The sequence below is a fragment of the Paraburkholderia podalyriae genome, from assembly GCF_014397785.1.
GTDB classification, from domain to species: Bacteria; Pseudomonadota; Gammaproteobacteria; order Burkholderiales; family Burkholderiaceae; genus Paraburkholderia; species Paraburkholderia podalyriae.
This window is the reverse complement of record NZ_VZQQ01000053.1, coordinates 11,731-24,580: the sequence shown is the minus strand read 5'-3', so window position 1 is coordinate 24,580 and position 12,850 is coordinate 11,731. Positions and strand designations below refer to the sequence as shown.

General features: G+C 63.0%; 9 protein-coding genes. 2 read left to right on the top strand and 7 right to left on the bottom strand.

Going from position 1 to position 12,850, the window contains the following annotated elements; all coding sequences use genetic code 11:
• Positions 1-27: 27 nt before the first annotated feature.
• Both F6X42_RS33635 and F6X42_RS33630 read right to left on the bottom strand, forming a co-directional pair.
• On the bottom strand, positions 28-1,443 hold the full coding sequence (locus tag F6X42_RS33635; RefSeq protein WP_187638308.1) for a lactate utilization protein B: 1,416 nt from the start codon (positions 1,441-1,443) through the stop codon (positions 28-30).
• 111 nt (positions 1,444-1,554) lie between these two features.
• A complete protein-coding gene (locus tag F6X42_RS33630; protein WP_187638307.1) occupies positions 1,555-2,277 on the bottom strand; it encodes a (Fe-S)-binding protein in 723 nt (240 codons plus the stop codon).
• Positions 2,278-2,457: 180 nt separating this feature from the next.
• Here F6X42_RS33630 and F6X42_RS33625 point away from each other — a divergent pair, with 180 nt between their 5' ends.
• A complete protein-coding gene (locus F6X42_RS33625) occupies positions 2,458-3,303 on the top strand; it encodes an IclR family transcriptional regulator (RefSeq protein ID WP_187638306.1) in 846 nt (281 codons plus the stop codon).
• A 115-nt stretch (positions 3,304-3,418) separates the two neighbouring features.
• Here the strand turns inward: F6X42_RS33625 and pbpG are convergent, their stop codons facing one another.
• Positions 3,419-4,609 (bottom strand): D-alanyl-D-alanine endopeptidase, encoded by a 1,191-nt coding sequence (gene pbpG, locus F6X42_RS33620; RefSeq protein WP_187638305.1) that lies wholly within the window; start codon positions 4,607-4,609, stop codon positions 3,419-3,421.
• A gap of 772 nt (positions 4,610-5,381) precedes the next feature.
• Between pbpG and F6X42_RS33615 the strand changes: the two genes are divergently transcribed.
• Positions 5,382-5,957 carry a phasin family protein gene (locus F6X42_RS33615; protein WP_013089827.1) on the top strand — a complete coding sequence of 192 codons (576 nt, stop codon included), beginning with the start codon at positions 5,382-5,384 and terminating at the stop codon, positions 5,955-5,957.
• 18 nt (positions 5,958-5,975) lie between these two features.
• On the opposite strand, the gene F6X42_RS33610 is transcribed toward F6X42_RS33615, so the two are convergent.
• The 4 genes from F6X42_RS33610 to aceE form a co-directional block, all read right to left on the bottom strand.
• Positions 5,976-6,254, bottom strand: a complete 279-nt coding sequence (locus F6X42_RS33610; RefSeq protein WP_187638304.1) for a hypothetical protein — start codon at positions 6,252-6,254, stop codon at positions 5,976-5,978.
• 19 nt (positions 6,255-6,273) lie between these two features.
• On the bottom strand, positions 6,274-8,052 hold the full coding sequence (gene lpdA, locus F6X42_RS33605; RefSeq protein WP_187638303.1) for a dihydrolipoyl dehydrogenase: 1,779 nt from the start codon (positions 8,050-8,052) through the stop codon (positions 6,274-6,276).
• A 152-nt stretch (positions 8,053-8,204) separates the two neighbouring features.
• Positions 8,205-9,863, bottom strand: a complete 1,659-nt coding sequence (gene aceF, locus F6X42_RS33600; RefSeq protein WP_187638302.1) for a dihydrolipoyllysine-residue acetyltransferase — start codon at positions 9,861-9,863, stop codon at positions 8,205-8,207.
• Positions 9,864-9,944: 81 nt separating this feature from the next.
• A complete protein-coding gene (gene aceE / locus F6X42_RS33595; protein WP_187638301.1) occupies positions 9,945-12,641 on the bottom strand; it encodes a pyruvate dehydrogenase (acetyl-transferring), homodimeric type in 2,697 nt (898 codons plus the stop codon).
• Positions 12,642-12,850: the final 209 nt, after the last annotated feature.

The window sequence follows — 12,850 nt, the reverse complement described above, 5'->3', positions numbered from 1 at the left end:
AAACCACTCCCGACGCCGCCCGCCCGCTCAGCCGATATGGCTGCGCTGCGCGGCATACAACTCCCGAAACGTGCGGCCGACGGGCGCCGGCATGTCGCGCGTATCGGTCCAGCCCGCGCCGCCGAACGGCAGTTTGGCGATCGACCGATTGCGCCCGCCCATGCGCTCGAGCACCCTCACGGCGAGCTTGGTGAAGAGCGCATAGGCATCGGGATGCAGCGCGAGCCAACCCCACACCGCCAACCCGGCGCGCTCCTTCCACGGCCGCAGGTGCCGTTCCATCTGTTTTTCGCGCAGCTTGCGCAACAGATCGGATAGCGGGATGCCGACCGGACACACGCTATTGCACTCGCCGCATAGTGTCGCGGCTTGGGGCAGGTCAAGCGCCTTGTCGATGCCGACATAGCTCGGCGTCAGCACCGACCCCATCGGCCCCGGATAGACCCATCCATACGCGTGCCCGCCGACCTTCTGATACACCGGGCAATGGTTCATGCACGCGCCGCAGCGGATGCAGCGAAGCATCTCCTGAAAGTCACCGCCGATCAGCCCCGTGCGCCCACCGTCGACGAGCACCACATACATATGCCCGGGCCCGTCCTGATCGCCCGCGCCACGCGGCCCGGTCAGCATCGAAAAATAGTTCGAGGTGGCCTGACCGGTTGCCGAACGCGGCAGCAGGCGCATAGCAGTCGCGAGATCCTCGAGCGTCGGCAGCACCTTCTCGATGCCGGTCACAGCGACGTGCACGCGCGGCATTACCGTGCACATACCTTCGTTGCCCTCGTTGGTCACGACCGCGACCGATCCCGTTTCCGCGATGATGAAATTGCCTCCCGTCACGCCCATGTCCGCGCTCAAAAAATGCGGCCGCAGCATCTCGCGCGCCTCGCGCGTCAAGTCGGGAATCTCGGTGAGCCGCGGCCGGCCGTGCGTCTTCGCGAACAGATCGGCGATCTCGTCCTTATCCTTGTGAACGACCGGCGCGATGATGTGGCTTGGCGGCTCGTTGTCGTTGATCTGCAGGATGTATTCGCCGAGATCGGTTTCGATCGACTGCACGCCCATCTGCCCAAGCACTTCGTTCAGACGCATTTCCTCGGTGACCATCGACTTGGTCTTGATCACCTTCTTCACGTCATGCTTGCGCGCGATGTCGCCGACGAGCCGCGCCGCCTCCTGCGTCGTCTCCGCGAACAGCACCGTCACGCCGCGCCGGGTCGCTTCGCGCTCGAAGGTTTCGAGCCACACGTCGAGATTGTCGAGCGCGCGATTGCGGCGCTCCTTTAGCGCCGCCCGCGTCGCGGGGAAGTCGATCGCGGTCATCGCGCTCGCGCGCGCCGACACGAACTTCGTGGACAGCTTGGTCAGGTTCTGCTGCAGGCGCTGGTCGGCGAGCTTCTGACCGGCGCGAGCCTTGAACTGCATCGATTGGACTTGCATGGCGGCCCTGATGAGATCGGATTGAAACGCACGGCGCCTTCGCGCGCGACGCAACGCGTAAGAGACAAAAGGAACGCGACGCGAACGACGACCCGTGTTCTGCGCGCGGCATTACACGTCGCCGGCCAGCACCTGCGCGATGTGCAGCACGCGCGTCGTCGCGTCGCCGTTGCGGCGCAGCCGCCCTTCGATATTCAACATGCAGCCGAGATCGCCAAGCACCACCGTACCGGCGCCGCTAGCGGCGATGTTCGCGCACTTTTCGTCGACGATTGCGGTCGAGATATCACCGTATTTGACCGCGAACGTGCCGCCGAAGCCGCAGCAATGCTCGCAGCCTTTCATCTCGGTGACCGCAACGCCGACCTGTGCGAGCAGTTCGCGCGGTTGCGCCTTGACGCCCAGTTCGCGCAAGCCCGAACAGGAGTCGTGATAAGTCACCTGCTCCGCAAACTCGCCCGGCTGCAACTGCACCTTCGCGACGTTGACGAGGAAATCCGTCAGCTCGAACACCTTGCCGCGCAAGTGGCCGAAACGGTTCATCAGTTCGGGATCGTTGCGAAACAGGTCGCCGTAGTGCGCGCGGATCATGCCGCCGCACGAGCCCGACGGCACCACCACGTAATCGAACTGTGCGAACTCGCGCAGTGTTTTCTCGGCGAGCTCGCGCGCGAGCCGGCGGTCTCCGGAGTTATACGCGGGTTGCCCGCAACAGGTTTGCGCGGGCGGCACCACGACCTCGAAACCAGCGCCTTCGATCAGCCTGATCACCGAAAACCCGATTTCAGGACGCATCAGGTCGATCAGGCACGTGACGAACAATCCGACTCGCATGAGCCCTCCTTTCGGGGAAACGTCCCTGATTATCCGCTGTTTGGCGGCGCAATACCAACGGCCGGAAGGCATAGGAAGCATGCAGTGCCGGATTGGAAGCGCCGTTCGATGCGCGTTCGCTTTTTTCACCATACGAGATACAATCAGTCTTCGCTGTTTGACGCATCCACCAATTCTCATATGAGCGATACGAACCCGGATCCCAAAACTTCGATCCAGGTGATCGAACGCATGATGCGCCTGCTCGACGCACTGGCGGCGCATAGCGACCCGGTCAGCCTGAAAGAACTGGCCCTCCGCACGCAACTGCACCCGTCCACTGCGCACCGCATCCTGAACGACATGGTGATGTGTCGGTTGGTCGACCGTTCGGATCCCGGCACTTACCGTCTCGGCATGCGCCTGCTCGAACTCGGCAATCTCGTCAAGGCGCGCCTGTCGGTGCGCGACGCGGCGCTCACGCCGATGCGCGAGCTGCACCGTCAGACTGGGCAGACCGTGAATCTGTCGGTGCGTCAAGGCGACGAAATCGTCTATATCGAACGCGCGTATTCGGAGCGCTCGGGCATGCAGGTGGTGCGGGCGATCGGCGGGCGGGCGCCTCTTCATCTGACGTCGGTCGGCAAGCTGTTCCTCGCCGCCGACGAAGCCACCCGCGTGCGTGCCTACGCAACACGCACCGGTTTGTCGGGCCACACGCAGAACAGCATCACCGATCTCGCGAAACTCGAGCGCGAGTTGTCGCATGTGCGCCAGCAGGCCTGCGCGCGCGACAACGAGGAACTGGAATTGGGCGTGCGCTGCATCGCCGCCGGCATCTATGACGATACCGGCAAGCTGGTCGCCGGCCTGTCACTGTCCGCGCCGGCCGATCGTTTGCAGGATTCGTGGCTCGGGCAGTTGAGCCAGACCGCGTTGATGATTTCGGAGTCGCTCGGCTATCGCCCGCAGCCGCAGCAGGACCATTCACGCGGCTCGCACGGCCAGCATTCGCAGATGGCGCAGCGGCCGCCTGGCGGCGGTTGACCCTTCCCTTGGCGCCCTCGGGGCATCATGAAAAAGCCTCGCATCCACGAGGCTTTTTCTTTGCACGATGAGCGCAGCCGGCCTGAATACAGTCGGCTGGGCGACCGTTGAGGCTTCAGGTACCCGGACCGCCGGCATCGGCGCTCGTGATGCGCGGCTGGTCGCCGCCGTTATCGAGCCACGTTCGCAGCCGCGTCGCATCCGCGAAACGCGAGTACTTGCCCGACGAATCGAGCAGCACCAAGATCATCGGCCGGCCGTGGATGGTCGCCTGCATCACCAGACACTCGCCCGCTTCGTTAATGAAGCCGGTCTTTTGCAGACCGATGTCCCACGTCGGGTTGCGAACCAGTGCGTTTGTGCTGTTGTACGCGATCGTGCGCTTGCCGGTGTACACCTCGTAGCTGTGATCGGTCGAGAACTTGCGGATCAGCGGGTACTGATACGCCGCGTTGACCATCTTGACGAGATCGCGCGCGCTCGACACGTTCATGCTCGTCAGACCCGTCGGGTTCTCGAAGTGCGTGTCGTTCATGCCGAGCTGCCTCGCCTTCGCGTTCATCGCCGCGAGGAAGGCCAGACGGCCGCCCGGATAGTAGCGCGACAGTGCCGCTGCCGCGCGGTTTTCCGACGCCATCAGGGCGATGTGCAGCATGTCCTCGCGCGACAGCACCGAGCCCACCGACAGACGCGAACCGGTGTTCTTCTCGTAGTCGCGGTCTTCATCGGTGACTTCGATCTGGTCGGTCATCGGCTCTTTCGAATCGAGCACCACCATAGCAGTCATCAGCTTGCTGATCGATGCGATCGGTACCACGGCACGCGAGTTCTTGTCGAACAGCGTCTCGCCGCTGTTCTGGTCGATCACGTACGCGACGCTCGAGCGCAGCATCAGCGCGTCCGGCGTCTCGTGCAGACCAAAGGCCTGGCCGACGGTCGGCTGGCGCGGCTCGTACGCGACGCGACGCATGACCGAACGATGCCGGCCGTTCGCCGTGAATGTCACGCGCTTGCGTTTGACGCCGGCGCGCGGCGCATCTTCATCCGCGGCAGCGGCTTTCACCGCCTCGCCCTTGCCGGCTTTCGCCGCATGGCCCGCCACCTTTTCGGTGGCGGCCATCTGCTCCCGATTTTTGGCGGTTTTGGCGTGTTTTGAAGTTTTTGCGGTTGCAGCAGACGTAGCTGCAAAAGTGCTGACAGGCGTAGCGAACGCCGCTGCGATGGCTAGCGAGACGGCCACCGACAGAGCGGTGCCACGCGCCGCGCCGTGGAGCACTTTTAGCGACGAAAACATGTCGGTTTTCATGGGTGTTCTTTAGGGAGCGGCGAGAGGTTTCCGCAAGTGTAGTAAAGCAACGAAAAATTAGCAATTTGAAGCACTTATACGCGCTCCTTAAACCGGCTTGTCAGCTCCGATCGCGAAAACGCAAATAAGTGCCGCGCCTCGATCGGAAAAAACGATCGTCGCCGCCAGATCTCGCCATTGCCGCCGCCCCGCTCATTCGAGCAGATCCTTGCAGCATAACGGCAACTTTGAGACAAGCTTGATTCGGGGAAATACCGTCAGAGCACCGGCTGAACTACGCCGCGCCATGAAGGGGTTGCAAGCGACAGACTTTTAAGTGTCTGACGAAAGTCGCTAACGCGCGTTCGACCGCCATCGCTCTTTAACGTTCCTTGTCACCTTGTGGTTTACACAGATTCACGAATGGTGTTTTTTCAGCGGGAAGAGTCGCTGCGACGCCGGTCCTGTAATGCATGCACCAAGGCCCTGACGGGGAAAAATAATTTCCGGAACGCGCAGTGAATGGTACGTTATCCCGCATCAGCGACGTACCATGGCCCGATCGTGCCGCGTCATATTAATGACATGCCTACTGCATAACCTATTGTTTTATCGGCATTTTCTTAATATTGTGCATTGCACAAAAAATACTTGACATTCTTTGCAGCCATCCTAAAATGGGAAACATTGCTGCGATGCACAATACATCGCGGTCCGGGCAAACGTTCAATCTACGTCTTGCCACCCACCAATGCGGTCCGCACAGACCGGCCGCAATCCAGGAGCGTAAACCATGACCCTGCTGACCCCTGAGCAATTCGCCGCAGCCCAGAAAGCCAACTTCGAAACTCTGTTCGGCCTGACGACCAAAGCATTTGAAGGCGTCGAAAAGCTGGTTGAGCTGAATCTGCAAGTTGTGAAGTCGACGCTCGCCGAAAGCCAGGAAAATGCCCAACGCGCACTGTCCGTGAAGGACGCGCAGGAACTGCTGGCACTGCAAGCAAGCCTCGCGCAGCCGGTGGCTGAAAAGGCGCTGTCGTATGGCCGCCACGTGTACGAAATCGTTTCGGCAACGCAGGGCGAATTCACCCGCGTCGCGGAAGCGCAATTCGAAGAGCAAAACCGCAAGGTTCAGGCGCTCGTCGAAAACGTCGCCAAGAACGCGCCGGCTGGTTCGGAAACCGCTGTCGCCGTGATGAAGTCGGCTATCACCGCCGCCAACACCACGTACGAAACGGTCCACAAGGCAACCCGCCAGGCTGTCGAAATCGCGGAAAGCAACTTCAACGCAGCTGCAACGGCCGCTTCGAAGGCAGCTTCGCAAGCCGCCGCGCAAGCATCGCGCGCCGCCGCCAAGAAGGCAGTCTAAGCTTCACGCCTCAACACGTCAGGCCTCGAGCCTGGCGTCGTCCTTCACGCCGGCCCAGCCAACGTGCTGCGTCGGCGTTATCGCAAGCAACAGCGTCGTGCCGTTGCCGCATATACGGTTTGATTGGCCGAACGCTCCGATACGTTGCAATGGCGTATCGTTTGCCCGGCCGTCAAGCCGGGATTTTTTTGCCCGCTTACCGGTCGCCGCAAAAACAGAAACGGCGCGCTCCAACCTGGAGCGCGCCGTTTTTCTTTGCCGCGACTTGATCCGCTCGCCGCGCCCGCATGTCGCCATACAGGCGCCGCGCACCGCCTTACTTCTTCTTGACGGGCGGCAGATCGGTACAAACGCCTTCATACAGCTCAGCGGCCATGCCGATCGATTCGCCGAGCGTCGGATGCGGATGGATCGTTTTGCCGATATCCGTTGCGTCCGCGCCCATCTCGATCGCGAGACAGACTTCGCTGATCAGGTCACCCGCATTCAGACCGACAATACCGCCGCCGATCACACGATGCGTTTCCTCATCGAACAGCAACTTCGTGAAGCCCTCGTCGCGACCGTTGGCGATCGCGCGGCCCGACGCGGCCCACGGGAACACCGCCTTACCGAACTTGACGCCTTCGGCCTTCAACTGGTCTTCCGTTTTGCCCGCCCACGCTACTTCCGGATCGGTGTAAGCCACCGACGGAATCTGCATCGCGTCGAAGTACGCCTTCTCGCCATGCGCGACTTCCGCCGCCACGTGGCCTTCGTGCACGGCTTTGTGCGCGAGCATCGGCTGACCGACGATATCGCCGATCGCGAAGATGTGCGGCACATTCGTGCGCTGCTGCCGGTCGACCTCGATGTAGCCGCGATCCGTCACCGCGACACCGGCCTGCTCCGCGCCGATCCGCTTGCCGTTCGGCGAGCGGCCGACGGCCACCAGCACGAGGTCATAGCGTTGCGGTTCGGCCGGCGCCTTCTCGCCTTCGAACGACACGTAGATGCCGTCGTCCTTCGCTTCGGCCGCGGTCGTCCTGGTCTTCAGCATCACGTTCGCGAAACGCGTGCTGTTGTACTTCTCCCAGACCTTGACCAGATCGCGGTCCGCGCCCGTCATCAGGCCTTCGAGCATTTCGACCACGTCGATCTGCGCGCCGAGCGTCGAATAGACAGTCGCCATTTCCAGACCGATGATGCCGCCGCCGATCACGAGCATGCGCTGTGGAATCTGGCGCAGTTCGAGCGCGCCGGTCGAATCGACGACCCGCGGATCTTCCGGAATGAACGGCAGCTTCATCGCTTCCGAGCCCGCGGCGATGATCGCCTGCCTGAACTTGACGACCTTCTTGCCGCCTTCGGTCTGCACTTCCATGTGGTTCGGATCGACGAACTCGCCAGTACCGACCACCACTTCGACCTTGCGCGCCTTCGCCATGCTGGCGAGACCGCCGGTCAGCTTCTTGACCACGCCGGATTTGAAATCGCGCAGCTTGTCGAGATCGATCTGCGGCTTGCCGAACGTGATGCCGTGCGACGCGAGATCAGCCGCTTCGTCGATGACCAGCGCGGTGTGAAGCAGCGCCTTCGACGGGATACAGCCGACATTCAGACACACGCCGCCGAGCGTCGGATAACGCTCGACCAGAACGGTCTTCATGCCGAGGTCGGCGGAGCGGAACGCGGCCGAATAGCCGCCGGGGCCCGAACCGAGCACGAGCATGTCGCACTCGATGTCGGCGCTGCCCGTATAGCTGCCGGCCTGCGGAGCCGGTGCGGCGGCCTTCTGCGTCGCAGCGGCAGGCGCCGGCGCGGGAGCCGCCTTCTCGGGCGCTTTCGGCGCCGCAGCGGCTGCAGTCGTGCCGCCCGCCGATGCCTCGACGAGCGCGATGACCGTGCCTTGCGAAACCTTGTCGCCCGGCTTGATGCGGACTTCCTTGACGGTGCCGGCGGTATCGCTCGGCACTTCCATCGACGCCTTGTCGGATTCGAGCGTCAGCAGCGACTGCTCCTGCTCGATGACGTCACCCGGCTTGACGTTGACTTCGATGACGTCGACGTCCTTGAAGTCACCGATGTCCGGTACTTTTACTTCGACGAGACTCATAGTGTCCCCTTCTCCTGCGGATGCAAGATGATTGCGGTTGAGCGGTGACGAGCGGCGCGTTCGACGTGCACGGCGCACGACGAACGCGCGAACGGCGCGACGCGGATCAGTCGAAACTATCCGCGCCCGCGCCGGCGGATCTCACCAGCCGATCAAAGAATCACACGCCGGAAATCGGCAAGAATCGAACCGAGGTATGCGTTGAAGCGCGCGGCTTCCGCTCCGTCGATCACGCGATGGTCGTACGACAGCGACAGCGGCATGGTCAGGCGCGGCACGAACTGCTTGCCGTCCCACACCGGCTTCATCGCGCTGCGCGACAGACCGAGAATCGCGACTTCAGGCGCGTTGATGATCGGCGTGAAATGCGTGCCGCCGATACCGCCCAACGACGAGATCGAGAAGCAACCGCCCTGCATCTGGTCCGGCTTCAGCTTGCCTTCACGCGCGGCCTTCGACAGATCGGCCATTTCCTTCGCGATGTCGACGAGGCCCTTCTTGTCCGCATCGCGAATCACCGGAACGACGAGGCCGTTCGGCGTATCCGCTGCAAAACCGACGTGGTAGTACTGCTTGAACACCAGGTTGTCGCCGTCGAGGCTCGCGTTGAACGTCGGGAATTTCTTCAGTGCCGCCACACAGGCCTTGATGACGAACGCGAGCATCGTGAACTTGACGCCCGCCTTTTCGTTTTCCTTGTTCAGCTTCACGCGCAGCGCTTCGAGTTCGGTGATGTCCGCTTCGTCGTTGTTCGTGACGTGCGGAATCATGACCCAGTTGCGATGCAGATTCGCACCCGAGATCTTCTTGATGCGCGACAGCGGCTTCGGATCGATCGGACCGAACTTCGTGAAGTCGATCTTCGGCCACGGCAGCAGATTGAGCTCGCCACCGCCGGCGGCCGGCGCGGCTGCACCAGCCGGCGCCGCACGCTGGCCCGTCATCACGCCCTTCACGAACACGGTCACGTCGGCCTGCGTAATGCGGCCCTTCGGACCCGTGCCGCGCACCTGCGAGACGTCGACGCCGAGTTCGCGCGCGAACTTGCGCACCGACGGCGACGCATGGCTCGGATGACGCGAGCCGCCTTCACCCGCCGGGATCAGCGGCGCCTGCGCGAGCGCCGACGGCGCGGCCGGTGCGGGAGTCGGCGTGGCCGGCGCGTCGGACGGCTTCCCGGCCGGCGCCTTCGCGGCCGGTGCCGGCGCGGGCGCTGCGGCAGCGCCGCCTTCCGCTTCGAGCACGACGATGACCGAGCCTTCCGACACCGTATCGCCGACCTTGACCTTCACTTCCTTGACGACGCCGGCGGCCGAACTCGGCACGTCCATCGTCGCCTTGTCGGATTCCAGCGTGACGAGCGACTGTTCCTTCTCGACGCGATCACCGACCTTCACCGCGATCTCGATCACCGGAACGTCTTTATAGTCGCCGATATCCGGCACCTTGATTTCCTGCACACCGCCGCCCGCCGCCGCGGGCGCGGGCGCGGGGGCCGGCGCCGCAGCGGGAGCCGGCGCCGGTGCCGCCTTCGGTGCCGCCGCGGGCGCGGGCGCCGCGGCAGCGTCGTTAGCGCCTTCCAGCACGATGATCAGCGTGCCTTCGGACACCGCATCGCCGACCTTGACCTTCACTTCCTTGACAACGCCGGCGGCCGAGCTCGGCACGTCCATCGTCGCTTTGTCGGATTCCAGCGTAACGAGCGATTGCTCTTTTTCGACGGTGTCACCCGCCTTCACCAGCACCTCGATCACAGGGACGTCCTTGTAATCGCCGATGTCCGGCACCTTGACTTCGATCGCTTGACTCATTGTTAGTGTCTCCTGGGCCGCGCACGCCGCCCGCCCCTCGCGACGAGGAGCAGGCGCGTGCCGTGGCACACGGGTGATGCCTTAGACGGTCATCGGGTTGGGTTTGGCGGGATCAAGGTTGTACTTCTTGAGCGCTTCGGCGACCACCTTGCGTTCGATCGTGCCTTCGTCCGCCAGCGCGTTGAGCGCGGCGACCGTGACCCAGTAGCGATCGACTTCGAAGAAGTGACGCAGCTTCTCGCGCGTGTCCGAACGGCCGTAGCCGTCGGTGCCCAGCACGACGAACTTCTGCGGCACGAACGCGCGGATCTGCTCGGTCAGCGCACGCACGTAGTCGGTCGACGCGATGACCGGACCCGGTGCATCCTTCAGCAGCTTCTCGACGTGCGACTGCTTCTTCTGTTCGGTCGGATGCAGCAGGTTCCAGCGCTGCACTTCGTGACCTTCGCGCGCGAGCTCGGTGAAGCTCGGCACGCTCCACAGGTCGGCGTTCACGCCCCAGTCGCTCTTCAGCAGGTCGGCCGCGGCGATCACTTCGTTGAAGATCGTGCCCGCGCCCATCAGCTGCACGTGCGGCGCCTTTTTGTCAGCAGCGGTCTTGCTGAACGAGTACATGCCCTTGATGATGTCGGCGGCCACGGTCTCGCCCTGCGGGATCGCCGGGTGCTCGTAGTTCTCGTTCATCACCGTGACGTAGTAATACACGTCTTCCTGGTCGGCGACCATGCGACGCAGACCGTCCTGCATGATGACCGCGAGTTCGTAGCCGAACGTCGGGTCGTAGCTGATGCAGTTCGGCACCGAAGCGGCCCACATCAGCGAGTGGCCGTCTTCGTGTTGCAAACCTTCGCCGTTCAGCGTCGTGCGGCCCGCGGTGCCGCCCAGCAGGAAGCCGCGCGAGCGCATGTCGCCGGCTGCCCACGCGAGGTCGCCGATGCGCTGGAAGCCGAACATCGAGTAGAAGATGTAGAACGGAATCATGATCTCGCCGTGCGTCGAGTAAGACGTCGCGGCTGCGATCCAGTCGGCCATGCCGCCGGCTTCGTTGATGCCTTCCTGCAGGATCTGACCGGTCTCCGACTCACGGTAGAACATCAGCTGGTCGGAATCTTCCGGCACGTACTTCTGGCCGTCCTGATTCCAGATGCCGATCTGACGGAACAGACCTTCCATCCCGAACGTACGCGATTCATCCGGCACGATCGGCACGACGCGCTTGCCGAGCGTCTTGTCCTTCAGCAGGATGTTCAGGATCCGCACGAACGCCATCGTCGTGGAGATCTCGCGGCCTGCGCCCGTGCCTTTGAGCAGCGGCTCGAATGCCGACAGTTCCGGCACCGGCAGCGACTCGGCCTTCTGACGACGCGCCGGCAGATAGCCACCCAGGTCCATGCGCTTCTGGCGCATGTATTCGAGTTCCTTCGAGCCTTCCTCGAACATCAGGTACGGCACGTCGACGATCTGCTCGTCCGTGATCGGCAGACGGAACTGGTCGCGGAATTCCTTCAGCTGCTCCACCTGCATCTTCTTCTGCTGGTGGGTGATGTTCATCGCCTGGCCGGCTTCGCCCATGCCGTAGCCCTTGATCGTCTTCGCGAGGATGACGGTCGGCTGGCCCTTCGAATTCGACGCTTCCGTGAACGCCGCGTAGATCTTGTGCGGATCATGGCCGCCGCGGTTCAGATTCCAGATGTCGTCGTCGGACCAGTCGGCGACCAGCGCCTTCAGCTCCGGCGTGTTGAAGAAGTGCTCGCGCACGAACGCGCCCGACTCCGACTTGTACGTCTGGTACTCGCCGTCGACCACTTCCATCATGCGACGCATCAGCACGCCCGACCGGTCGCGCGCGAACAGCGCGTCCCAGCGGCTGCCCCAGATGACCTTGATGACGTTCCATCCCGCGCCGCGGAATTCGCTTTCGAGTTCCTGGATGATCTTGCCGTTACCGCGCACCGGACCGTCCAGACGCTGCAGGTTGCAGTTGATCACGAACACGAGGTTGTCCAGACGCTCGCGGCCGGCCATGCCGATCGCGCCGAGCGATTCCGGCTCATCCGTTTCGCCGTCGCCGAGGAAAGCCCAGACCTTGCGACCGTCGGTCTTCGCGATGCCGCGCGCCTGCAGGTACTTCATGAAGCGCGCCTGGTAGATCGCCATGATCGGGCCCAAGCCCATCGAGACGGTCGGGAATTGCCAGAAGTCCGGCATCAGCCACGGATGCGGATACGACGAGATGCCCTCGCCGCCGACTTCCTGACGGAAGTTGTCGAGCTGCTTGTCGGTCAGGCGGCCGAGCAGGAACGCGCGCGAGTAGACGCCCGGCGACGAGTGGCCCTGCACGAACACGAGGTCACCGCCGTGCTCGGCCGACGGCGCGTGCCAGAAGTGGTTGTAGCCGACGTCGTACAGCGTGGCAGCCGACGCGAACGACGCGATGTGGCCGCCGACGTTGGTTTCCTTGCCGGCGCGCAGCACCATCGCCATCGCGTTCCAGCGGGTGTACGAGCGGATGCGGTGTTCGATGTCCTGGTCGCCGGGGTTCTTGGCCTGGCGCGCGACCGGAATCGTGTTGATGTACGGGGTGTTGGCCGAGAACGGCAGATGTTCGCCGTGCACGCGTGCGAACTCGATCTGTTTTTCGATCAGGTAGTGGGCACGGTCGGGGCCTACAGCAGAAATCACGCCATCCAGCGCTTCCAGCCATTCGCCGGTTTCCTGGGGATCGTCGTCTTTTTCGGCGGCGACATATTTCATGACTTCGTCGGGTACAGCGGACATGCTCGTCTCCTGGGTATGGGGAACGCACTTTGAACAGACGACGCGGACGCAGGAACGGCCGCGGCAGCTCCGGCCGATTGTAATAAGGGTCCCGACGTCAGCGCAACCAAATTTTCAAATTACGAGATCAATTCTCATAATGCGGAAAATTGTTGCAACGCAACCTGGTTTGACTGCCGTTCGACTGATCCGCCGGCTAGTTTGCGCCG